25 protein-coding genes are annotated in these 23,228 nt (G+C 58.6%); 8 read left to right on the top strand and 17 right to left on the bottom strand.

Annotation, left to right across the window (positions count from 1 at the left end; translation table 11 throughout):
* Nucleotide 1: 1 nt before the first annotated feature.
* The 11 genes from fliR to flgF all read right to left on the bottom strand — a co-directional run bounded on the left by fliR (nt 2) and on the right by flgF (nt 10,338).
* Nucleotides 2–757: a flagellar biosynthesis protein FliR gene (gene fliR, locus KHP60_RS03585; protein WP_213562205.1), complete on the bottom strand. Its 756-nt coding sequence runs from the start codon at nt 755–757 to the stop codon at nt 2–4.
* Nucleotides 754–2,829, bottom strand: a complete 2,076-nt coding sequence (gene flhA, locus KHP60_RS03580) for a flagellar biosynthesis protein FlhA (protein WP_213562204.1) — start codon at nt 2,827–2,829, stop codon at nt 754–756. The genes fliR and flhA overlap by 4 nt, the downstream gene beginning before the upstream one ends.
* A 122-nt stretch (nt 2,830–2,951) precedes the next feature.
* A complete protein-coding gene (locus KHP60_RS03575) occupies nt 2,952–3,218 on the bottom strand; it encodes a flagellar biosynthetic protein FliQ (RefSeq protein ID WP_213562203.1) in 267 nt (88 codons plus the stop codon).
* A gap of 2 nt (nt 3,219–3,220) precedes the next feature.
* Nucleotides 3,221–3,616: a flagellar hook assembly protein FlgD gene (flgD, locus tag KHP60_RS03570; RefSeq protein ID WP_213562358.1), complete on the bottom strand. Its 396-nt coding sequence runs from the start codon at nt 3,614–3,616 to the stop codon at nt 3,221–3,223.
* A gap of 15 nt (nt 3,617–3,631) precedes the next feature.
* Entirely contained in the window at nt 3,632–4,054 is a 423-nt protein-coding gene (flbT, locus tag KHP60_RS03565) for a flagellar biosynthesis repressor FlbT (RefSeq protein ID WP_213562202.1), read from the bottom strand.
* Nucleotides 4,051–4,398 (bottom strand): flagellar biosynthesis regulator FlaF, encoded by a 348-nt coding sequence (flaF, locus tag KHP60_RS03560; RefSeq protein ID WP_213562201.1) that lies wholly within the window; start codon nt 4,396–4,398, stop codon nt 4,051–4,053. The genes flbT and flaF overlap by 4 nt, the downstream gene beginning before the upstream one ends.
* Before the next feature lie 16 nt (nt 4,399–4,414).
* Nucleotides 4,415–5,464 carry a flagellar hook-associated family protein gene (locus KHP60_RS03555; RefSeq protein ID WP_283770670.1) on the bottom strand — a complete coding sequence of 350 codons (1,050 nt, stop codon included), beginning with the start codon at nt 5,462–5,464 and terminating at the stop codon, nt 4,415–4,417.
* A gap of 3 nt (nt 5,465–5,467) precedes the next feature.
* Entirely contained in the window at nt 5,468–6,946 is a 1,479-nt protein-coding gene (gene flgK, locus KHP60_RS03550) for a flagellar hook-associated protein FlgK (protein WP_213562199.1), read from the bottom strand.
* Between the two features lie 32 nt (nt 6,947–6,978).
* The gene (locus tag KHP60_RS03545; protein ID WP_213562198.1) at nt 6,979–8,184 is read right to left on the bottom strand and encodes a flagellar hook protein FlgE; all 1,206 of its coding nucleotides are present in this window, start codon (nt 8,182–8,184) and stop codon (nt 6,979–6,981) included.
* Nucleotides 8,185–8,281: 97 nt separating this feature from the next.
* Nucleotides 8,282–9,604, bottom strand: a complete 1,323-nt coding sequence (fliI, locus tag KHP60_RS03540; protein WP_213562197.1) for a flagellar protein export ATPase FliI — start codon at nt 9,602–9,604, stop codon at nt 8,282–8,284.
* Nucleotides 9,605–9,612: 8 nt separating this feature from the next.
* On the bottom strand, nt 9,613–10,338 hold the full coding sequence (flgF, locus tag KHP60_RS03535; RefSeq protein WP_213562196.1) for a flagellar basal-body rod protein FlgF: 726 nt from the start codon (nt 10,336–10,338) through the stop codon (nt 9,613–9,615).
* 205 nt (nt 10,339–10,543) lie between these two features.
* Between flgF and motA the strand changes: the two genes are divergently transcribed.
* The 8 genes from motA to KHP60_RS03495 all read left to right on the top strand — a co-directional run bounded on the left by motA (nt 10,544) and on the right by KHP60_RS03495 (nt 16,388).
* Nucleotides 10,544–11,425, top strand: a complete 882-nt coding sequence (motA, locus tag KHP60_RS03530) for a flagellar motor stator protein MotA (protein ID WP_213562195.1) — start codon at nt 10,544–10,546, stop codon at nt 11,423–11,425.
* Nucleotides 11,425–12,357 carry a flagellar motor switch protein FliM gene (locus tag KHP60_RS03525; RefSeq protein WP_213562194.1) on the top strand — a complete coding sequence of 311 codons (933 nt, stop codon included), beginning with the start codon at nt 11,425–11,427 and terminating at the stop codon, nt 12,355–12,357. The genes motA and KHP60_RS03525 overlap by 1 nt, the downstream gene beginning before the upstream one ends.
* Nucleotides 12,338–12,634 carry a hypothetical protein gene (locus tag KHP60_RS03520; protein ID WP_249688475.1) on the top strand — a complete coding sequence of 99 codons (297 nt, stop codon included), beginning with the start codon at nt 12,338–12,340 and terminating at the stop codon, nt 12,632–12,634. Before KHP60_RS03525 ends, KHP60_RS03520 begins: the two co-directional genes overlap by 20 nt.
* A gap of 29 nt (nt 12,635–12,663) precedes the next feature.
* Nucleotides 12,664–13,029: a flagellar motor switch protein FliN gene (gene fliN, locus KHP60_RS03515; protein ID WP_249688473.1), complete on the top strand. Its 366-nt coding sequence runs from the start codon at nt 12,664–12,666 to the stop codon at nt 13,027–13,029.
* 14 nt (nt 13,030–13,043) lie between these two features.
* Nucleotides 13,044–14,072: a flagellar motor switch protein FliG gene (locus KHP60_RS03510; protein ID WP_249688472.1), complete on the top strand. Its 1,029-nt coding sequence runs from the start codon at nt 13,044–13,046 to the stop codon at nt 14,070–14,072.
* A gap of 17 nt (nt 14,073–14,089) precedes the next feature.
* Complete coding sequence (gene flhB / locus KHP60_RS03505) at nt 14,090–15,154, top strand: flagellar biosynthesis protein FlhB (RefSeq protein WP_213562193.1); 1,065 nt, start codon at nt 14,090–14,092, stop codon at nt 15,152–15,154.
* Between the two features lie 173 nt (nt 15,155–15,327).
* On the top strand, nt 15,328–15,654 hold the full coding sequence (locus KHP60_RS03500; protein ID WP_213562192.1) for a hypothetical protein: 327 nt from the start codon (nt 15,328–15,330) through the stop codon (nt 15,652–15,654).
* A gap of 26 nt (nt 15,655–15,680) precedes the next feature.
* The gene (locus KHP60_RS03495) at nt 15,681–16,388 is read left to right on the top strand and encodes an AprI/Inh family metalloprotease inhibitor (RefSeq protein ID WP_213562191.1); all 708 of its coding nucleotides are present in this window, start codon (nt 15,681–15,683) and stop codon (nt 16,386–16,388) included.
* 12 nt (nt 16,389–16,400) lie between these two features.
* Here the strand turns inward: KHP60_RS03495 and KHP60_RS03490 are convergent, their stop codons facing one another.
* The 6 genes from KHP60_RS03490 to fliF all read right to left on the bottom strand — a co-directional run bounded on the left by KHP60_RS03490 (nt 16,401) and on the right by fliF (nt 23,151).
* Complete coding sequence (locus KHP60_RS03490) at nt 16,401–17,003, bottom strand: transglycosylase SLT domain-containing protein (RefSeq protein WP_213562354.1); 603 nt, start codon at nt 17,001–17,003, stop codon at nt 16,401–16,403.
* Nucleotides 16,969–18,288, bottom strand: coding sequence for a flagellar hook-length control protein FliK (locus KHP60_RS25610; protein WP_213562190.1), 1,320 nt, complete (start codon nt 18,286–18,288; stop codon nt 16,969–16,971). Before KHP60_RS25610 ends, KHP60_RS03490 begins: the two co-directional genes overlap by 35 nt.
* A gap of 83 nt (nt 18,289–18,371) precedes the next feature.
* Entirely contained in the window at nt 18,372–19,634 is a 1,263-nt protein-coding gene (locus KHP60_RS03480; RefSeq protein ID WP_213562189.1) for a chemotaxis protein MotC, read from the bottom strand.
* Nucleotides 19,635–19,639: 5 nt separating this feature from the next.
* Nucleotides 19,640–20,857 carry a MotB family protein gene (locus KHP60_RS03475; protein ID WP_213562188.1) on the bottom strand — a complete coding sequence of 406 codons (1,218 nt, stop codon included), beginning with the start codon at nt 20,855–20,857 and terminating at the stop codon, nt 19,640–19,642.
* A gap of 6 nt (nt 20,858–20,863) precedes the next feature.
* Nucleotides 20,864–21,508, bottom strand: a complete 645-nt coding sequence (locus KHP60_RS03470; protein ID WP_213562187.1) for a hypothetical protein — start codon at nt 21,506–21,508, stop codon at nt 20,864–20,866.
* Nucleotides 21,508–23,151 (bottom strand): flagellar basal-body MS-ring/collar protein FliF, encoded by a 1,644-nt coding sequence (gene fliF / locus KHP60_RS03465; protein ID WP_213562186.1) that lies wholly within the window; start codon nt 23,149–23,151, stop codon nt 21,508–21,510. Before fliF ends, KHP60_RS03470 begins: the two co-directional genes overlap by 1 nt.
* Nucleotides 23,152–23,228: the final 77 nt, after the last annotated feature.

Raw genomic sequence — 23,228 nt, 5'->3', positions numbered from 1 at the left:
CCTACCCGTCTCGAAGCCAAGTTGAAAAAGCGTCCATGAAGAGGAGCACATAGTCGCTTGCTGCGAAGTATATGATGAGCAATCCGCCGAGCATGATGAAAGGAGTTGCCAGGAAATAAACCGGAATCTGCGGCGTGAGCTTGTTTGTCAGTCCGACCGCCAAGTTGACGATTACCGAGTATAGAATGAAGGGGCTGCTGATCCTGAGGGCAAGGACGAAGGCGATACCGATCTGGTCGACCAGCTGCGTCAGCGAGAGCCTCATGCCCAGCCCCTCCCCCAAAGGCAGCCGTGAGTACGAGGCGATGAGCCCTCGAAACAGCTCCCAATGAAGGTCCGACAGGAAGAGGACAGCCGTTGCCACCATCATGATGAAGGAACTGATCGGAGGAAGGGGTTCGGCCTCATCGATCGGCGTTCCCGGCATGCCGCCGAGGCTCAGGGCCATCGCCACGGCACTCAACATGGTCTGCAACGCCATGAAATAGACGCGTCCCAACAAGCCGATCAGGATGCCCGTCAGCAGTTCCGAGAGAATATAGACGAGGATCGCAGCAGGAGCCTGAGACGGGATGCTGGTTTGAACCTTCTCGAGAAGGATCGGCGCCAGCGCCAGACTGGTGGCCAAGCCTATAAAGAGCCGTACCTGGATCGGAATCCGGTTACTCGAGAAGCCCGGAGCGATCATCAGACATCCGCCGATCCGGCAGAAGATCAGGAAGATCCCCAGCAGGATCTCGGGCGTTACCTGGTTCACGAGACCGTACCAAGCGAGTTGACCTCGACTCCTCGGGCAATTTCCAGATGTGACAGAACGGGCAGCGAGGAGAACATGCGCTCGATGATCATGCGTACATAAGGGCGAGCGTCCGGCGCCGTTACGATGGCGAAGGTATGAACCTGGCCCATGCGGGCCTTGATGGCTTCGGAAGCCTCGGCCCCGAACTGTTCGACGAGACGCGGATCGATGTCGAACTCGACAACGTCGCCTTTTGCATCACGTTTCAGGCTCTGATGGAATGCGATATCCCATCTGTTGCCGAGTCTCAGCACATTCAAGGCGCCCCCTTCCGCGAGATCGCCGCAGATCTGCTGGGCGATCCGAACCCGCACATGCTCCACCAGTTGCTCAGCCCGGCGGGCATGAGGAGCAATCTCGGCGATCGCCTCAAGGATCAGGCTCAGGTTGCGGATGGATACGCGCTCAGCCAACAGGAGCTTCAATACGGACTGGAGACCCGAATAGGAGATCTGCGAGGGGCAGATATCATCGAGCAAGCGCTTGTACTCGGAATCGAGCCCATCCAGGAGATTGCGGACATCCTTGTAGGACAGGAGCTGAGGCAGGTTGTTGCGGATCACCTCGCTCAGATGGGTCAGGAGAACCGATGCCCCATCCACCGCCTGAAAGCCCTGTCGTTTGACCTCGTTCAGATAGACATCTGAAACCCAAAGGGCTTTCATCCCAAAGGCCGGCTCCCGGACCTCATCACCCGGCACGTCGGGCATCGGACCGTCTCCGAGCACGACGAGGAGATCGCCCGGGCGAATTTCCTGCGTCGCCACAACAGTACCGTGGATTTTGATCTGATAGCTCTTCGGCGGAATCATGAGACTGTCCGAAAGCTTCACATCCGGAAGGACGAAACCGTAATCCTGGGCGAATTTCTTGCGCATCTTACTCACGCGGTGCGCCAGATCTCCATGCGAGCTCGACAGATACGAGGCCAGATGCTTGCCGAGGCAAAGTTCAATTTCGGCGAGCTTCAGGGATTCCTTGACCGAGTCTCGCGATTCCAGGAGATTCTTCTGCTGTGCCTCCGCAAGCTTAGCCTCAACCTGAGCTTCCTGGTCCGCTCTGTGCTTCGGAATCGAGTAGGCGATGAAGCCCATGCAGCCGCCGAGCAGCAGGAACGGGATCATCGGCAGGCCAGGCACAATGGCAAAGACGAACATCAGGGCCGATGCGACCATCAGTGCTCTCGGGTAGGCTCCGAGCTGATCGAGAACGGCCTTCTGGGCTTGCCCCCGCGTTCCTCCCTTCGACACCAGAAGACCGGCTGCCAGAGAGACGACGAGAGCGGGGATCTGGCTGACCAAGCCGTCGCCAACGGAAAGCTGAGTGAAGACATCGGCAGCTTTGGACAGAGGCATGCCGTGGCGCGTGACACCGATGATGATGCCGCCGAAGATGTTGACGGCGATCGTGATCAAACTTGCAACGGCCTCGCCGCGGACAAATTTTGAAGCACCGTCCATCGATCCGAAGAAGGCGCTTTCCTCTTCGAGTTCGCGCCGCCTCTTCTGGGCTTCCTTCTCGTCGATCAGACCCGCGGACAGATCGGCATCGATGGCCATCTGCTTACCGGGAATGGCGTCGAGCGTGAACCGGGCGCCCACCTCGGCGATACGGGTGGCACCTTTGGTGATGACCAGGAAGTTGACGGTGATCAGGATGATGAAGACGACGATACCGATAACGAAATCGCCGCTCATCACGAATTGGGAAAAGCCACTGATCACATGGCCGGCAGCATCGACACCTTTATGGCCATCCGACAGGATCAGGCGCGTCGAGGCAATACTCAGCGCGAGACGCAACAAAGTTGCAATGAGGAGGACCGTGGGAAAGGCTGAGAACTCAAGAGGTTTCTGAATCCAGAGCGCCACCATCAGGATCAGGACGGACAGCGCCACAGAGAAGGCGAGCCCCATGTCGATCGCAAGCGGCGGGATCGGGAGAAAGAGAATGGCCAGAATACCGACCACGACGCCGGCAAATGCCAGATCCCTGCCGCGCCCCAGGGCTGTAACTTCAGTTGCTTCCATTTGCCTGTCAGCTCAACGGGTGGACGATTAGACTGACACATGGACCATGAAGCTTGCGCGAGGGTCGCGCCCCACCTTAAGGAGCCGACCCTTGCCCACTATGCCGCTCAAGTGACGGCAACCTAGAATCCTGTTACAATCTTGCCGTAGACCAGTTCGGTGAAGGCAAAGATCTGCGACCCGACGAAGGACCCGGTTACGAGGGCTACCACCAGAATGGCGATGATCTTCGGGATAAATGTGAGAGTGACCTCTTGGATCTGCGTCAGTGCCTGAAGCAGAGCGATGACGATGCCTATGACCATCGCTGCAGCGACGGCAGGCCCTGCAGCAATGATGACGGTCCAAATGGCTGCCCGAACAAGCTCGAGGGCATCGACTTCGTTCATGGTCAGCTCACAATGATGCCCGGGCCGAGAAGGAGGTGCGTCCCATCCTTGAGCTTTGCGACGGCACCTTCGCTCGTGATCGTGACGGACGATACCTCGCCGGATACCTTGCCATCGGCCGTCGTGACAGTGCGGCCAATAACGCTGTCTGCTTGCGACCACGCTGAAGAAACCAGTAGCGCATCGAGCTTGGAATTGCTTTTCACCGTCTGCTCGACCTGAGAGAAAGTCGCAAGCTGAGCCATGTAATCGGTCGACTTCATCGGCTCAGTCGGGTCCTGATTCTTCATCTGCGTCATCAACAGCTTCAGGAAGTTGTCGTAGGTCGCAGTCGAAGACGTCTCAGTTGCGGCTGCCCGCTGAGTCGTGAATGTGCTGGAGACAGAGGAGACGTTCATCATGAAAATCCTGGATTATGCCGCCTGAACCGCGGCGGGCTCCGCCGGTGCGGATTGTTGGGCCTCGACCGGCTCGAACAGGGTTCGAATAAGCTTCAACGCATCGAATGTGCGATCAGCTTCCACAAGGTCACCGACCTTGCCCAATGTATCCTTCACTCCTTCATCGGCGGCGACTTGGACCAAGGCATCGTGCAGCTTGCGGAATGCGCCCATGACCTTGCCCGCTTCCTGCGGATTGATCAGGAGAGATTGCACGACGAAATAGAGCTGACGCATTGGGGTCGTCGCCTCAGTGACCTGGAGGACATGGCTCTCCAGAAGGAAGCGCGCTTCGTTCAGGAGGCTCAACGTCACCTTCTGGCTGACGGTCAGAACGGCTCCATTGATGAAGATGCGTTCACCGGCCTTCAGGGAGAATCTCATTTTGGCTTTCATTTCAGACCCTCCTGGATCATGGCATTGATATCGATCAGCGCTTCAAGGCTCTTCTGCTCACCCCGGACCACACGGTCCGATTCACGCATCACCCAAAGCCCGATGGAAATGAGCTGACCTTTCAGCTGGTCGGGCAATCCGTTGTCAGGATGACCCAGATCCTTGATCAGGAAGGTCCACAGTCGTTGAATGAAAACGATCGCATCGATCATTTCAGGGGATTGGGAAGGCTTCCCCTCAGCTGCCTTCATCAGGTTGATGGCGCGGTCGAAGAGCTCAAATTCCCGTTGACGGCCTTCCCTGGAAGAGTCTTCGATCACTTCAGCGTAAGAAAAACGATACATTACTGAACTCCGGCAATCAGATGAAGTTGATCAGACTCAAATTCTTGAGTTGGGCCGTCAAAGAGTATGATGTTTGAAGCTGCGTCGACAGCTGGTCGATTCTGATCTTTGCTTCAGCAGGATCGACCGCTTCCAAATGCGTGATCTTCTCGTCCAGGATATCCTTCTGCAGGCTCATTCTCTCACCCGCCTGCTCGATTTTCTCCTGCACGGTTCCCAGCTTCGCCTGCATGCCCGTCAAGCCAGTGATGGCGGCAGAGAAGGTCTCGATGGCCCTGTTGACGAGAACTTCCCTCGTCTGATCATTGAGATTGCTGAGGCCGAGATCAAAGATCATCGTATAGGCCATCGTCAATTTCTGGATCGCTTCATCGTTGGCATTGGCGGATGCCTCGAGCTTCTCTTGTGGGGAGATCCGGCTCTGGATGTTCTCGCTCGACGCGTTGGACCATTCCTCCCAGCCGCCCGCCTTGAAAAGGTTCGCGAAAGAATCGTCCAGGAACTTTTCCATCTGAAGGGGGGTGATCGCCGATACGCCCGCTGCGTTCTGACCAAAGCCAAATCCGGCAGGCGGCCCTGCTGTGAAAGCAGCATCGACAGCGGCTTTTGCGGCTCCGCCTGCATAGCTGTTGAGCGGCTTTTCCTGAGAATTCAGGCCCCCGAAGATGAATTGGCCTCCGACATTGGTATTGAGAGCCGAGATCAGACCATCAAGATTGGTTCTGGCTTGATACCCGATCGCCTGAACGCTTGCTTGAGACATGGGTGTCGCGATCAAGGCATCCATGAACTTGTCCGCGGTGGTTCTGATCTGATCCAGCACCTTGGTGGTGGATTTGATCCGCAGGAGCGCAGATGTATTGCTGTCGGTCAGAGCATCGAGTTCCGCCCGATCTTGGCGCAGGGACAATGTGGTCCCCGTCTTGTAGCCGAGCTTAAGCCCGACATCGGCCTCGCGACCGGAGACGAGTTCCTTGTTGGCCTTCACCAGATTGGCCTGGAGCTTATCCAGGGACGACTTGGATGAGTTCCAAAGGGACATTGTTGAGACGAAAGTCGTTCTCATGGATTAGCCTACAACACTGAGAAGGGTTTTGAGCATTTGGTCGATGACCGACAGCAGCTTCGCCGATGCCGAATAGGACTTCTCCAACTGCAGCATGAGTGCAGTCTCATCGTCCATGTTGACATCTGTCGCATTCGAAAGCGCCTCAGAGGCATGCCCGAGCAGGGTCGTCTGGTAATCCACGCTCTGGCTTGCGCTCTGGCGCGACGCCTCTAGCCAGCTCCCGGTGAGAGAGGCGAAACCCTGCAGGGAAGCGGTTTCTCCAAAGCCCAGAGCGGGATCAATATCGCGCTGAGCGACCATCGCCTCGGCCAAGGCGTAGAGGCGCTTGGAGAAGGCGGCGTCGGCGTTTCCATCAAGGTTATAGGTGTAACCGAGACCGTTGATGCCGCCATCGCGGATGTTCTCGTACTTTCCGCGTTCGTTCGGGATGATGTCGGTTCTGATCTTATCGGGATCAACTGCTTCGTTGACCTTGATCTTGCCCGCAAGCCCTGGCTTAGACGGATCTGTCGCCGCTGGATACGTAAACACGCCGGGCATGTCCGGCAGCCCTCCACCGGTTTGATCTTTCTCCGCAAAGGTGGCGATCACGCTCCGGGCGAGTTCGTCGAGTTGCGCTTGATACGTCACCGCCACATCGTCACGAAGGCGGGCCAATCCGACAAGGTTGCCCGAGTTCAAGGGCATTGTAGCCCCTGTTCCCGTCACCTGGACTCCGTCGATCAGGACATGCCCACCCGTTACAGAGGCGTCATAGGACGTCTTCGGCGCAAACTCTACCTTCCTTGCCGTCCGATCGAATAGGGGAACTCCGCTATCGGTATAAAGAGCAATGTCATTGCCCGCCCGTGGAACAACCGCAACCCCTATTTCTTCAGAGAGCTGAGCAATCAGGCTGTCTCTTATATCCATGGCATCGCTGACATCGGCGCCCAGAGCGGATCCGCTCATTACTTGGTTGTTTGCCTTTTCAAACTTCTGCAAGAGGTCGTTGATTCGGGTAACCGAACCCGCCATTCCGCCATCGGCCTCCAGACGGATGGCTTGGATTGCAACGGTGGCTTGGTTCAAGGACTCGGCCAGATTATATGCTGCATTGACGAATCCCCGCGCCAGCGCGGTGTTGTCCGGTGCATTGGCATATTGCTGGAGCGCGCTGCTCAGCGCGCCGATGCGTGCTGCAGGGGACTGATCCAGCTCAGGGTCGCCGATCGTCTGGCTCAGCTTCTGTAGTCCGGTCAGCAAGGCCTTCTGAGTGGCGGCGTCGGAGGTCGTTTCCAACATCTTTGCCAACAGAGCCTGATCGCTGGCCCGGAGGACCGTGATGCGGGCATACCCGCCGGTGGTCGTGAGAGCCGCGATCTTGCGTGAATAGCTCGGATCGGAAGCTCCCGACGTATTGCGAGACACAACCGCCATCTGCGATTGCGACGCCTGCAACGATGAGCGCGCCGTATTATAGGCTACTGACAGAGACATGGATCAACGACCCTTGAGCAAAAGGAAAAGAGTTATCGCTTCAGGTTCATCAAGACGTCGAGCAGCTCGGATCCGGTCTGGAAGACCTTCGAGTTCGCCGTGTAGCTGGTCTGAGCCTCGATCATGGCCGTCAGCTCCGTGCCGATATCGACGTTCGATCCCTCAAGTGCGCCCGATGCAATGGATCCGAAGCCGGACATTTCCGGGAAGCCGACCTGATAGCCGCCGGATGCAGCCGTCGTCTCGTAGACGTTGCCGGCGCGAGGGCTCAGATTGTCCGGGCTCGACACGTTCGCCAGGGGAATCCGGTAGGCGCCGACGCGGGTTCCGTCCTCATAGACGGCATAGACGGTGCCATCTGAAGCGAACTCGACGTCCTTTACAGCAGACGGCGCATTGCCGTTGGCCTCGCCGGTGACATTGTACTCGCCGGCGAGTTGCGTCATGCCCGCCATATTGAGGGCAAATGGCTCACCGCCAGGAATATCGAAGTTCAGTACAGCGGGTCCGATGAGCTGACCGTCCCCATCGAACTCCAGGGTCATTGTTGGCACAGCAGGGACCAACGGTTCAGAGGTCGTGCCATTGCTAACGGTAATGGTCCACTCGGTCGCGCTCGTTTTGGTCAAGGCGATGTCGATCTTAATCGGGTTGCCGACCTTGTCATAGACTTGGAGCGACGATTGCTTGCTGACAACGGCCGGAGGAGCAATGACAGGCTCGCCGTCCGGCAGATTGCCTTTGAATGTTCCATTCGTCGAGCCGGTGGCCTGCATGGCGAAGGAGGACATGTTGACCGGCTCGACGCCGTCAAGGCTGTTCAAGGAAGGATTGACGGCTCCCGCTCCCAGCTTGTAGCCCATCAGGGTGAACCCGGAGGCGTTTACGAGGTTGCCCGTCCGCCCGTCTTTGACGAAGTTGCCGGCGCGCGTCAGGTAGGGGGATCCGCTCGGGTCACTCACCACGAAGAAGCCGTTGCCGGAGATCGCCAGATCCGACGCGGACGTCGTGTAAGCGATGGGCCCTTGATCGGCGATCGTATAGCGAACCCTGCTGGTGACGGAGCCGGAGTTATAGCTGCCTTCACTCGAAGGAAGAATGAGGGACGAGAACTCCGTCGAAGCTCGCTTGTATCCGTTCGTGCTCGAGTTCTGGATGTTCTCGGCGACGGTACCCAACTTGTTCGACTGGGCGTTCATACCAGAAACGCCACTGCGAAGAACGCCATACAGACTCATCTAAAGCTCCTACCGATTTCAAACTGGACTTAACACCATGACGCTTGTGCGAAGCTGTATTCCGTTCCAGGGCTGATGCTACGAGACGTGAACAATTCTATTGCTTGAGGGCCTGCGCCAGATCCATGAAGGCATCGCGACTGACCGGCATGGACGGATCTTGCCGAAGCGCTTCGTAGATCTTCGGGACAAGAACGACCGCCTGGTCGAGTTCCTGATCGTTACCGGGGTGATAGCCGCCCATGAGCCTGAGATCCCGCGTATCCTCGAAACGGGCAATCAGCCCCCGAAGGCGGCGCACAAGCTCCTTCTGATCCGGCGACCAGACATGATCGGCCAGGCGCGAGATCGACCCCAGGACATTGATGGCCGGATACCGCCCTTGATCCGCGATGGAGCGATCCAGAACGATGTGACCATCAAGCGTTCCGCGAATGTTGTCGGCGACAGGATCGTTGTGGTCATCACCATCAATGAGTACCGAGAAGATGCCGGTAATCGAACCTTTTCCCTCCGCTCCCGGACCTGCCCGTTCCAGAAGGCGGGGCAAATCGCTGAAGACGCTTGGCGTGTAGCCACGGGCGACCGCCGGCTCCCCAGCCGCCAACGCCACGTCGCGGGCCGCATGCGCGTAGCGTGTCACGGAATCGACGATGAGCAGAACCGAATCGCCGCGATCTCGGAAATATTCTGCGAGCGCCACTGCCGTCCGCGGCGCTTGGCGCCGCATCATGGGGCTCTCGTCTCCGGTCGAGACCACCATGATCGATTTGTGCAGGTTCGCGTGAATAGGTCCTTCCAGGAATTCGCGCACCTCGCGACCGCGCTCGCCCACCAATGCGACGACGATCGTGTCGAAACCCTCGCACTTGGCAAGCATCGTCAGCAGAGTGGATTTGCCGACGCCTGAGCCTGCGAAAATACCAATGCGCTGCCCTTCACAGATCGGCGTGAACAGGTCGATGGCTTTGACGCCGGTTTTCAAAGGTGTCTTGACCCTCGCCCTCGTCATGGCGGACGGAGGCTCAGCATCGTTCTGGATAGGTCTAGAGCCCGGCACGAGAGGACCGAGATCGTCCAACGGCTCGCCGAGAGCGTTGATGACTCGCCCTCGCCAGCTATGATCGGGGCTCAGGCCGGTAAGGCCGACGATGAAGGCAGGCATTCCGATCCCCGCCTCGATGCGACCATTGAAAGGCTTGACGGTGATCCCGCCATCATCGATGCGGACGACTTCTCCGGTGTGGGTCTTTCCATGAGCCGCAAAGCCAACGCGATCCCCGAGCTTTACGAACTGGGACAGCCCTGAGACTCGGTAATAGCTGGGATTGACCTCGCGGATGGTACCGGCGATCTGGATCTTCCGGCGCCCGACCCCTTCGGTCAGTACGAACTCTTCAAGTCGTTGAAGCGCGTTCATCTTTAGAATCAGGAGCTAGGACCGAGGGTGCGGATGGCATCCATGAAAGTCGACTCGCTTTCCTGGATCGTCGTCGCAGCACTATCGAAATTTCTTTGAACCGCGATCATCTTCGTCATCTCCATAACGGGATTGACGTTCGACCCTTCGCTGTAGCCCTGTTGAATACCGGTCGCGTTGAAATCCTGGACGACTTCGCCGGGAATGCTGGACATCACGCCGGAATTGCCGAAACGGCTGAGCCTGCTATCGTTTCTCAGGTTGAAGACACCGATAGCTCCAACCTGATTAGCCCCCTGCATGATCGTGCCGTCGCGGCTGATCGTCGGGGAGCCGGCCATCGGGTCGAGAGCAATGGGTGTGCCACCGGCATCGAGAACCGGGTATCCGTCCACGGTGAGAAGATCGCCGTTCTCGTTCATCTTGAACCGACCGTCCCGGGTATAGACCGCCCCATTCGGCCCGTTGAACGCGAACCAGGCCTCGCCCTGAATGGCGACGTCGAGGGGATTGTCCGTCTTGGTCACGGGGCCGGTGCGGCGGGACACGAAATTTTGCCCGGATGACGCGAAGGAAACATTCTCCTTGGCCGCGAGAGACAGAATTTCCTCGAACTTCACCTCATCCGCACGGAAACCACCCGTATTCATGTTCGCAACATTGTTCGCGATCGTGTTGAGACGCTTCTCCATGGCCACCTGGGCAGAGAGCGCAACATAAAGCGAAGATTGCATCGAGGAGCTCCGGGCTTTCTTTTACTAGGGGCGACCTGATGGGACCGACTCTGATGGCGCGGCATCCATCTGCGGCATGAACCTGGCCCGATGGGGTAATCGAACAGCCTTGCACGAAGCTTGCTCCTCCGTTTCCAGCTTCGCGCAAGCCTCCGTGGTTAAGACATCCTCAACAGGTTGGACTTTCACAAAAGGGACCACGGCTTTGGGCGTCTTGATCGGATTGGCAGTTGCCATTGGCTCGCTCGTGAGCGGCTATGTCGCCATGGGCGGTCATCTGGCTGTTATTTGGCAGCCTTGGGAATACGTGATCATCTGCGGCATCGCGATCGGCACTTTCATCATCGCCAATCCCATGTCCCTGGTGAAGGATACGGGCCGGGCCGCACGCGAGGCGATCTCCGGCACCGTTCCTAAGAGAGATCATTATCTTTCGATCCTAGGCCTTCTTTATGCGCTCATGCGGGAATTGAAGAACAAGCCCCGCAACGAGGTCGAAGGCCATATCGACCAGCCGGAAGAATCGGAAATCTTCAAGGCCTTCCCGAGCGTCCTCAAGGACAAGGACCTCACACTCTTCATTTGCGACTACGCGCGTTTGATCATCATCGGCAATGCGCGCCCCCATGAGATTGAAGCGCTCATGGAGGAAGAAATCGCAACACTCAAGCGCGATAAAATGAAACCTTATTACTCCATCAATACCGTGTCGGAGGCCCTTCCCGCCCTCGGCATCGTGGCTGCCGTGCTGGGCATCGTGAAAGCTCTGGGCGCCATCGACCAATCGCCGGCAATTCTGGGTGGATTGATCGCGTCCGCACTGGTCGGAACCTTCGTCGGCATCTTCATCTCCTACGCCTTTCTGTCGCCGCTCGCGAACAAGGTGAAGTCGACTCGCGACAAGCAGACCCGTGTCTATGTCATCGTCAAGCAGGCTCTCATTGCCTACATGAACGGCGCTCTTCCCCAGATTGCCGTGGAGCATGGCCGGAAGGGCATTTCCGTGGAATATCGCCCGACTATCGATGAGGTTGAAACCGCGACGACAACCGGCGGCCGCTCCGAAGATCTGAAAGAGGCTGCGTGATGATGAGCGGAGCACAAAGCGCCAACGACATTCGCGACATGCTTCTGGATGCGGCCGGTCTTTCCCTCGACCGCCTGCCGATGCTCCACGTGATTTTCGACCGCATGTCGACCAGCTGCGCCGAGCACCTGCGCCACATGGCGGCCTCGCCCATGTACTATTCCCTCAGCGGTCTCGAGAGCGGCCGCGTCACCGAAATCCTAGAGATGTACGAGGCCAATGCGGTCGCGGGTATCTTCCACGCTCCCGAATGGGACAGTCATATCCTGATCGGCTTCGATCGCGACTTCATCTACACGATGGTGGAGGTGCTTTTCGGCTCGGACGGGTCAGAGCCGCCCGTCGAAGAGGCCCGTGGCTTCTCGACAATCGAACTGAGAATGGCCCAGACCCTCTTCGAGCAGGTCGCCAAGGCGCTCCAAGCCTCCTTCTCGCTGATCGTCGATACGAAGTTCAAGCTCGAGCGCATCGAGACACGTATGGATTTCGCAGTCATCGGCCGAAGGAACAACCAGGCCGTTGCAGCCAAATTCCTGCTTCAGGCGCTGAACCGCGGCGGCGAGATGTTCGTCATCATCCCGCAATCGGTGCTCAACCCGATGCGGAAGGTCCTGTCCCACGTGGTAACCGGCGAATCATCCGGCCGCGATCCGCGATGGATGAAGCAGATCGCCACGGAGGTTAAGAAGACCGAGATCACGCTCACGGCCGTTCTTGAAGAGCGATTCCTCTCCCTCGGCGAGATCGCCGACCTCAAGATCGGTGACGTCATCGAATTGCAAGCGACGCCGCGCAGCCGAGTCAAGCTCGAAGGCAACCAACAAGGTCTCTTCTGGTGTCATATCGGGCAGTCGGAAGGATCCTATGTTCTAAAGGTCGATGAACACATCGACCAGGAAAAGGAGTTCTTGGATGATGTCCTCCCTCGCTAACACGATCCTTTTTATCGCTCTCGTCACGACCAGCATCATGGTCGCGGTGATGTACCGGAAGCTTAAAAAGCTCGACCGGTACCACACCGAGTATCAGCAGATCTTCGACAAGACCGGGGTGGCATTGACGGCCGCTCAGAAGGCGGTGGTCAGCTTCGGTACCGAGGGGAAGGAGACTCTTGCCCAGCTCAGCCAGCGCATTGAGGAGGCTCAAGCGGTCGCGAACCGGCTCGAGCACCTCACGCGAGAAGCCCGCCAGGAAACGCAACCGCGCTAAAGCCAATTCAACTCACAAGGCCAGCATCCATGACGAATCCATTCGAACCCAAACCCCAGGACAAGGCCGCGTGGCGGCAGGAAAGCGCTTTTGATGCCTCCGCGCTGCAGGATGACAAGCTCGGTGGCGGTCGAAACCTCGACTCGATCCTGCGTATTCCCGTGACGATCCAGGTCGTTCTCGGCTCCGCCACGATGCCTGTCGCCAATCTGATGAAGCTCGGACGCGGCGCGATCGTACCGCTCGATCACCGGGTCGGCGAGCCGGTCGATGTGGTCGTCAACGGCCGCATCATCGCCCGCGGCGAAGTCGTCGTGGTCGAAGACGACAATTCCCGGTTCGGCATCTCACTGACCGAGATTGTCGGTCCCCCGACTAACGATCTTAACGGCTAAGTTGGCTCTACGGCATGGTCGCTCACGTTCCGATGAAGGCGAATGGCACGAAGGTCCTGAAAGGCCCTGAGCGCGTCGCAACACTCCTCTTTGCCATGGGCAAGCCCGCGGCAAGCAAGATCCTCAAGCACTTCAGCGAGGATGAGATTCGCCTTGTCACCAAGTCTGCCGCTCAACTGGGACCGGTCTCCCCGACCCAGATCGAGCAGCTGGTCGAGGAATTCGCATCGAATTTCTCGGACGGAGCGGACCTGATCGGCGGCGCGACCCATATCGAGAAGTTGCTGACGGGCATCCTGAGCCCGGAGCAGATCGCCAACATCATGAGCGAGGTGGTCGGCAACGCCAACAGGAGCATCTGGGAGCGTATATCGACCGTCAGCGAAGGCGCCATCGCGTCATACCTCATGAAAGAGCATCCCCAGACGGCCGCGCTCATTCTGTCGAAGGTGAAGCCATCCTGCGCCGCGAAAGTTATGACGCAACTGCCCCAGCCGCTTCGGAACAACCTCATGCGGCGCATGCTCAGCATGAAGCCGATCGTCGATGAGACGATGAAGAATATCGAGAAGACGCTGCATGAGGACTTCATGGCGAATTTCTCGAAGAACGCCGGAGCCGACACGCACGCCAAGATCGCCGACATCATCAACAAGATGGAGCGGGACCATATGGAGGACGTGCTGACCAGCCTCTCGTCCGTCCGTCCGAAATCGGCGGAAATCCTCAGAGGCCTGCTCTTCACCTTCGATGATATTGTAAAGCTGACGCCGAAGGATCGTACCACCCTCTTCGACCAGGTACCGCCTGATCGCGTGGTTCTGGCCCTGAAGGGGACCAACGACGACTTCCGCAAGGTCGTTCTGTCGGCCCTCTCGTCACGCGTCCGCCGCATGATCGAGCACGAACTCAACAGCAAGGAGCCGTCCGCTCACCGCGACATCGCAGAGGCCAGACGAACCATCACCGATCTGGCGCTGGAGATGGCCGGTCGCGGAGAGATCGTCATCAACTCAGAGACCGAGGATGAAGCCTACTTCTAACAGCCGAATCTCAGGTCATGTCTGATACGGATGATAAGGACAGCAAGACAGAAGCACCTTCCGACAAGAAGGTCCGGGACGCGGTCGAGAAAGGAAATATCCCCTTCTCGAGAGAAGCCCCCATGTTCGCTTCTATCTTGGGAATCCTTCTCGCTCTCACATTCGCCGCGCGCAGCACCACGAATTCCCTGACCGAGAAGCTGTCTCTCTTCATCAACCGCCCGCAGGATTTCCGTCTCGAATCGGGCCCGGACGCGACGGCGTTGATGCAGGCTGTGGCCCTTGAAGTCGGCCAGTTCCTGATTCCGATAATCGTAATTCTGGCGGCCTGCAGCCTTTCTGCATCAATCTTTCAGAATGTTCCGTCCCTGGTCTCGGAACGGATCAGGCCGCAATGGAATAGAATTTCACCCATGGCGGGCTGGAAGCGAATCTTCGGCCTTCCGGGCTTAGTGGAATTTTCAAAGTCATTGTTCAAGTTCGGAACGGTGACACTCGTCAGTCTCCTGCTTCTGCGGTCGGAGCAATATAAGGTTTTCAATGCCATGTTCACTGATCCTTCTCTCCTCCCGGAGCTGATGTTGACCATGGCCATGCGCCTTGTCTCTGCCATTGCCATCGCAACGATCGTCCTTGTCGCAGCGGATCTGCTCTGGGCCCGCTTCAAGTGGCGCAACGACCTGAAAATGACGAAGCAGGAGGTCAAGGAAGAGTACAAGCAGATGGAAGGCGACCCGATGGTCAAGGCGCGCATGCGCTCCTTGGCTCAGGACCGGAGCCGCAAGCGGATGCTGGCTGCGGTTCCGAAGGCAACTTTCGTGATCGCGAACCCGACCCACTTTGCCATTGCTATGCGCTATGAGCGCAGCGAGGCGAGTGCTCCGATCGTCGTCGCCAAGGGTAAGGATCTAATCGCGCTGAAGATCCGTGAGATTGCCGAGAAGAGCGGCGTCCCAGTGATCGAAGACAAGCCTCTGGCAAGATCCATGTACGATCATGTTGAAATCGATCGCATGATTCCTCCTGACTTCTATAAAGCCGTCGCTCAGATCCTGTTCTACATCCTCACGAGGTCGAAATGAGAAGCCTTCGCACCGTCGAAGTGGCAGCTCCATTGAGAGAGCATTTGGATATCCAGGCCTTTGAAGAAGTGCTGGCATGCAATATCAAGGATGTTATCGCAGATTTCTGCCTGACGGATTCTGAGATCATCAGGTTCTATGCGGACCATCAGCTGCACGGAAACATGGACGAGATGGTCACATCATCCGCCGAGCTCTTTTTCAAGGGCGAGACCCTGTCATACGGCTACATGGCCTATGTCAACGCAGGGCGGGAAGAGGCCGAATGCGTCGTCCTCGACATGGAGTTCGTGCACGATTCGGTCACGGTCTTCTTCCAGCTCATCTTCGGCAACTACCATATCGGCGTCAAAATCAGCGAAGTTCTCTTGGATGCGACACTTCACAGATCGGAGTTCAGCCTCGCATCGTTCGCACGGGTTCTCTCGTCCGCCCGGCTGCGGCCGCTGCCCCCCCGGTTCGAGCCTTCCTCCTGCCTTGCCGCCACTGTGCGCCATTGAACCCGGGACGGCGACATATCTCTCCGATGCACCATAAAATTCTCACAGCAGCAAGTCTGGCCGCAATCGCAGGCACGATCTCGGGCTGCAACTCGACCGATTCTGTCCACAGCCAGGGACCATGGGGCCCGGCACAGGTTCGCAGGAACTATCCGGAATACTCCGCTCCATGGGGCCGGCACTATGTCGGCCCGCCGCAATATGCGGTCGGCAACCCCATCCCGCGTCCGGCCGATGTGGTCGAGATCGATGTCGTGAGGCCCGCGAGACGCCAGGAAGTCTATCTTGAGCCGGATATCGGACCTGCCGTTTCAACCTTGACGGCCGAGGCCGCAATATCTGCAGAGCCACCGATCCGGACTGCGCCGATCCCAGAAGCGCCGGAGCGTCCATCGCATGTGACAGGCCCTGCAACGGCTGCCGAGCAGTCGAGCCCTCCCGGCGTATTCACGCCGCCGCAGCGCGCCTCCTCCTATGCGGGAGCCTGGACCGCCCGCATTGGCGCGTCTTCCTGCAAGGTGCAACTCTCCACCGTACCCTCTCTCGATCTCTACAAGGCTTCCACGCAAGGGTGCAATCAGGACGCAATGCGCAGCGTCAACGGATGGAGCTTCCGCGAGAACCAGGTCGTTCTTTTCTCACGCGGTCAGCCGGTTGCCCGTCTCTCGGGGGCGGAAGCGGCCCTTACCGGGACATTGAATAGCTCAGGTTCTGATATCAAGATGTCGCGGTAAGGCGAAAGGGCTTTAACCTTCCGAGGCGGTCTGCCCCCGACTCAATCCTGGAGCATCCGCGCAGAAAGTCCGCGCTCCGGGTGTCCATTGGCCGAATCCCGTTGCGACCATGTTGGCGATCACGCGGCAGACATAGCGCTTCTGGGCGGGATCATTGTTAGGGCCCGCGTGGTAGCGTGCGACGGCCATGGTCCAGGTTTCGTGTCGCATCTTGAGCTCTCTCAAGAAACGTGCGGCATATTCCACGTTGGTGCGAGGATTCAGCATGCTTTCCAGAGATGGAAAGTTCTCGCGATGATAGAGGTGGTTGATCTGCATGCAGCCGAGATCGATGAGCCGCGCACCGGATCGGCTGGCCTCGCCAAAGCGCTGCATCGCCTCAGCCGTGCTGTTTGAGAACACGGCTTTTCCTTCGACATTCATGGCATAGGGCTGCAAGCTTCCGCGACGTCCCGTCTCGGTGAGACCAACGGAATAGAGCATGCCGAGTGGAACGCCATATTTGGACGATGCACGCATCATCTCGCGCTCGCAGAGGCCCGATGGAGACTGGGCCACGCCTGGCGTCGCTGTCCAGATGCTAAAGGTAGATCCCGCCAGAAGGGCTGCCGCCAGTGCGCCGATCCTCTTTCGAATCCATGCGGGCTTCTGCTCCGCCGCTTCCATAGCGATCCTCCCGGTGACGGGATGAGTTCCCCTGACCTGAGGCTGCACCCTGTTGGAAGGACTGGCCTTCCTGGCTTCCCTGCTGAGGACGTTGGAATGAGGAGCGGTCATGGGAGGTGGCTTCGGTCGACTGGATGTTGATGACGTCAGGGCGGTAACCGGATACGCGCAGGAGGTTGGACAGCTTTTCTGCGTCATTCCTGAGAAGCTCCGCGGTCTCTTCGTTCTCGGCCAGAATCTCCATTTCGAGACCATCGCCGGCAAGCCGCATCCTTATGGTCACGAGTCCGAGCTCTGCCGGTTTCAGCTGGAGGTCCAGAACCCGCAGCACGCTCCCGGAGGCCTTCGCCATGGCGACCCGGTTCAAACCGTCTTGCTGGAAGGATGCTCGATGCGGATCGGACAGACCTTTGGCATCATCGATGATAGAATTTGCAAGATGCTGGAGTGTTGAAGAAGGAAGAGAAGATGCGTCCGTTTTTGGCCCAGCGGCCTGCGACTGCTTCTGCATCTCGGCGGGATCGGCGGTGCGATCCGAAGCAACTTTCCCGGCAAGCCGCTGTTCTTCAAGTCGTCTTGTGGGCTCTGCCTCGGCAGTCATATCGGGAATTGATTGAGTGAGGTCATCGCGCTTGCTGGGTGGCAGCCCCTGTGACTCGGCACCTTTGAGCTTCCCCGCAAGCAACTCTTGCGGTGTCGATCCAGAGTCTTCAATGGAAGCTGCCGCATCCGGCTCCGTCGGAGCGTTGCTCAGCCCTTCGGTAATGGGCCTGAAATGTGTTTCCTGGTTCTGGACTACCGCTGCAAGCTTCGATCCATGCCCCGCGTTCACGAGATTGGCCTCGTCCATGTCCTGTTGCAGCAAGGACGAATATGCGGACGTAAGTGAAGGACCAGGCTGCCCTGTATCGGCATTGCCCACATTGGCGGTTCGCGCGAGAATCCGCGGAAGAAGATTTTCGAGAATAGAGAAAACTGGGCTCCCGGATGGGAGCGAGGAGGCAGCAGCAGAGCCATCCCCTGACGAGGCATCGGGCAGGAGAGCCTGCAGCGAATCCGTCTCGCTTCCCTCCGATGGCGGATTAGACTTGTCCGCTTCAGCATTCAGCAGACCAGCGTCTTGCAGAGATGTGGCGATGGCGTCTTTCTGTGCCTTGCCCGAAATGCCCTCCAGGAAAGACCCAAAATCTGACGTCCCCGGACCTCCATTGCCCTCCAGAGCATCCTGAGTCACGGACGCATTGCGTGACTGAGTGTCAACGTGCCTCGGCATCGTCTGCGACAGTAGGTCTAATCGGTTCATCGGCTGGTATACGCCTAGTTCTTGATCAATTGATCGACGCGACTTAAGGCGTCGCGAGCTTTGGATAACGCCTGAAGCTGTTCCAGCCCTTGCACAGGGGTAGCCCCCTCCGTCGACTGCCCGGCTGCGACCTTGGTCAGAGCGGGTTTTCCTTCCACGATCTGCGGCGCTGGAGCATCCGGCATTTTGCGGATTTGGCCTGCCATGGAGAGTGCGGATTCGAGTAGGCTCAGGTCGCTGTCTGGCAGAACGGACCGATCGAGGCCGCGAAGGTCCTCGACGGCGCCGTTGATCGCCTGAGGTGATGTGATCATCGATGCCGCACGATAGAGTTTGGCCCGTGTCGCACTCGCCTTGTCAGCTCGCGCCAGCTCCTGCGCCTTGTCGGCCAACAGGCGCGCCGAGGTCGTGAATCCTTGCTCAATTGAGGAGCGTGCTGCCAAAAGGTAGAGGTCTCGTCTTGCTTCCGGCTCAAGCTCCGTCATCATCTCGACCATTCCGTCAAAGCGCGACGATTCCTGGCCGAAGTCGATTCGCGTCAGTGCAGAAGCCAATCGCTGCCGGAAGTTGCCGGCATAGATGGAGTGGCGGTAGCGTCGCAGATACTCCGTTGCAAGCGATTGAAACTTCTCGATGTTGTTGGTTTGGCTTGCGACGAAGACCTGTCTGCGCAACGCCGCTTCCTCCAGGAGCGTTCCTGGAGCCTGAAGCCGGACGAAGTCCAGGAGCTCATCGGATTTTGCGGCGTTTTTCCGCACGTTCAGAGCCGATTGAACCAGGGCCAATTGCGCACCCAGGGTTGGCGGAAGCGAATGAGGGTCGAGAGAGGCCAATGCGGTCTGAGCCGCTTCCTCCCTGCCCTCAACATAAGCAAGAGCTCCTTCGATCAGAGGCTTGTCGCTTTCTGAAATGATCGAGGAACCCAGTTCCAAGAGCTTTCGTAGGATACTGGGATTGCCTCCGCTGAGAACGAGGGACACGGCGGCACGGACATTCTTGCTCGTTTGCCAGGTCTCCGCCTCCAGGCTCATGAACCTTTCGTCCAGAATGGACAGGAGCCCACGTTGTCCTGCATGGGCTTCCGTCGAGCCGATCGCAATTTGATCCTGCATCAGGTGCAGGGTCCGCACCAATTGCATTGGCCCGGGAGCAGTTAGCGCTGACGTTTCCGGTTCGGCCGGCCGCTCCATGACAGTCTCTGAAGGTTGTTCATTCGCCACCGCCACCGAGCTGAGCATCAACGGCGCCAAAAGAGCGGCCAGAGAAAGACCTTTCATTGCGGCTACTCCTGCAGAAGGATCTCAACGCGGCGGTTTTGATCTGCATTGGGATTGACGGGCACCTTCGGCTCACGATCTGCATGCCCCTCGACCCGTACAATCCGGCTCTCGTTCAAGCCGCCACGGACCAGCATGTAGAGCGCCATCTGAGCCCGCGCGTGGGACAGCCGCCAGTTGTCGTAATTGGCTGATTTGAAGGGCCGCGCGTCCGTGTGTCCGCGAATGACGATCTTGCCTGGACGGGACTGCAGAAGCTTGGCGATTTCGGCCATGGCCCGGACGACCTTCGCATGCGGCTCTGCCGAGCCCACCGCGAACATCGTGAAGTCGAAGTCATCGGTCAGACTGATCAGGGTTCCCGCCCCGGTCCGACGCACTTCGATATGCGGCTGCGGCGAGAAATCCTTTGAGGGCTGAACCGCTTTGAGGATCTCACTTTTCAGCTCGGCTGCCTCGATGTCCGCCATCTTTGCTGCGTCTGAATCCGTGCTGGAAGCCTGAGATCCGGAGGCGGAAGCTGCACCGGAGGACGGTTGAGACACGCCCTCGCTGGAGGTCGAGCCCCCCCCTTGCTTGCTGCCCGCTACAGTCTTCTGGCTCAATACGGCAACGGCATCCATGACAGCCTTCGATGGCGCGGGGGCTGCAGTTCCCGGCTTCGGAGCCTCTGTCTTCAACTCCTCGACCGGAGAAACCTGCCAATAGAGAGGATCGAATGGATCCCGGAAGGCCTCGCCGGCTTTCAGGCCCGGCATGTCGCTTTCACCGGGAGTGACATCAGCGCCGAGCGTATCGTGCGGATTGGCCTCGATCTCGTTGGCGATCTTGGCCAGCACGGCATAAGGATCCTGGAAGAGGGCTCCCTCCTTGAAACGGGGCTTCTGCAGCTGGTGGGATTTTCCGCCCGCTCCCTCACCACTCCCCTTTTCCTTCCCATCCTTGGTGTTGTCCGTTTCATTGTCCGGAGGAACATTCTGCGGATCATCGAGCCCCTTCTTGTTCGGAGTCGATTCGGCCAGTTGGACGGGGTTGAAATAGTTGGCGACGCCGCTCCGGGTCTCCTCATCGGTCAGGCTGATAAGCCACATCACCAGAAAGAACGCCATCATGGCCGTCATGAAGTCTGCGTGAGCGATCTTCCATGCGCCACCCTTAATGGCCTCCTCGCCATCACCGCCCCTTCGGACGATGACGATTTCCTGATTATTTGAGTTTGCCATCGTTCATCAGCCTTCTAGGGCTTGCGCCAGCCGGCGCGACCAGGAATCCAACCGTGTCTGAATCGTCGTGTCGTCGGCGATGACGCTGACTTCGACGGTCTCAGCCGGAGAAAACTCGATTGCCCGCTCATGCGATCCGAGATGCGATCTCATGGCCGACAGCAGGTCCTGCGGCCCGGAGATTCTGATCAGTCCCACGTCACTGTCCGAGAGCAGTGTCGCGAGAACATCCTTGAGCTCATCGAGGCTTTGCTGACGGAAAGCTTCCGAGACGAGAGGCCTGAGAACATTGGCCGTTCTCTCCGAGATCACCGCCTCGATCCGTCCGAGCGCCTCCGCGATCTGGGTCGAAATCTGCATGGCCTGCTGCTCGACCCAGATTTCACGCTGGACATTCATGTCCTCTGCGTGGCGAACTTCCTCGCGGACAATTGCTTCCTCGAGTTCCTTCCGGGCCGATTCCCGTTCTTCGGCTCTCACCCTTGCCTCTGCCGACCTGACAAGCTCGGCCTGACGGTCCACGATAGGTTTCTGCGGTTCCGGCTCAGCATCAGGCACGATCTTTGCAGTGCGCAGAAGCTCGAGTCCTGAAGTCCTGCCATCGGCGGGAGCAGAGAAGTCCGCCAGCAGGCTGGCCAATGTTGCTGCCATCACGCAGCCTCCCGCCCAAGCCATTGCTTCAGAACGGCAGCCGCCTGCTCCTCACTGAGTTCGATGATCTGCTCCAGCTTGCGCTGCGGTGTCCGCGGCATCTCGATCAGATTCTGCGCTGCATCAAGATCCGAGGCGATCCGCAGGGCAGAGGCTTCCTTGCTCGCTTCAAGAGCTTCCTCAGCCTCGGCCGCAGCCAGCGCGGCAGCCTGCTCCCGCTGGAGTTCGAGCTCGACCTGATGACGCGCCATCAGCATCCGGACGGCCGGGCGCAGTCCGAACCAGATCATCATGGCGCAGAGGGCCAGGATGGTCAGGGCGTTCACGACGGTTCCGAACTGGCGCATGAGGATTTCTGCCAGCGACGGGCCCGGAACGGGCTGCATCATGCCGCCATCGTCGACGAAGCTGACGGCCGCAACCTTGATCTGGTCGCCGCGGGGTTTGCTGAAACCCGTGGCGGACGAAACCAGCTGTTCAATCTCGGCAATCTTCGCGTCCATCTCGGCCGGCGTTGCATTCTCGCCCAGCAGTGATGCAATGCGCGACTTGTTTACCAGAACCGCAACGGATAGGTTCTTGATCTGGTAGCCGTCGCTGATCGTCTGGATGGTCTTGGACGAAATCTCGTAGTTGGTTAGCTCCTCGCGCCGCTGGTTGTCCTCGCTCGCGCTGTCGCCAGAATCGGCTCGGACGTTCTCATCGGGAAGGTTCTGCTGAACGGTCGTGGGCCTCTGGCCACTCTTGTTCTGGGAAACCTCCGTTTCCTTGATCGTACGCGTCGAGCGCTCGACCTTGGATTCTGGATTGTAGATCGTCTCGTTGGTGCTGACCTTGTCGGTGCTCAGGCGAGCGGCCACACTGATCTCGAAGTTTCCGGTTCCGAGATAAGGAGCAAGCGTACGACGCACGTTGTCCTGGATTTCCAGACCGACGGTCTTCTCGAGCCTTGCCATCTTGCCGGTGGAAGCATTGGCAGCGTCGTCGCCGGACATCAGGAGCGTGCCGTCCGTGTTCATGACGGTGACCTTCTCGACCGCCATGCTAGGAATGGCCGCCGCCACGAGATGTCGGATGGCCTGCGCGGACGACGCATCGTCGGATGGGACGGTGCGGATGACCACGGAGGCGGAAGGCGGCTGCTGTTCACGGCGGAAGGAGCCGCGATCCGGCAGCACGATGTGAACGCGTGCCGCCTTGATGCCCTTCATGCCTTGGATGGTACGCGCCAGTTCGCCTTCGAGAGCCCGCACCTTGGTGACTTCCTGCATAAAGGAGGTGAGGCCAAGAGAGCCGAGATCGTTGAAGAGTTCGTATCCGGACTTGGTGCTGTGCGGCAGCCCCTTCTCGGCGAGTAACATGCGGGCCTGGGCCGTGTTGCCATAGCTGACGAGGAGGGCCGTGCCGTCGGCGCTCACATCGAAGGGGATGCCGGCATCCTTCAGGACTGCCCCCATGCGTCCGACATCCTCTCGGTCGAGACCGGTATAAAGTGTCTCCTGGGCCGGCCTGCTCAGGTAGTAGGCGCCTATGCCGACGGACAGGAAAACGGCAAGACCGATCGCGGCCAAGGCAGCCAGGCGGCGAGCGCCCAGCAGCATTAAACTACTCCACAATCTTTCGGCGTGTTGACGACCAGGCATAGAGAATCTCGGTACTGGTGAAAGGTGTCGAGATCACTTGTGCGTCGTCAATCTTGTGCGAAGGTTGCTGGCCTGTC

The sequence above is a fragment of the Microvirga sp. 3-52 genome (assembly GCF_018383585.1).
Lineage (GTDB): Bacteria > Pseudomonadota > Alphaproteobacteria > Rhizobiales > Beijerinckiaceae > Microvirga.
The sequence above is the reverse complement of the archived record's forward strand: the minus strand, read 5'-3'. Positions and strand labels throughout refer to the sequence as shown.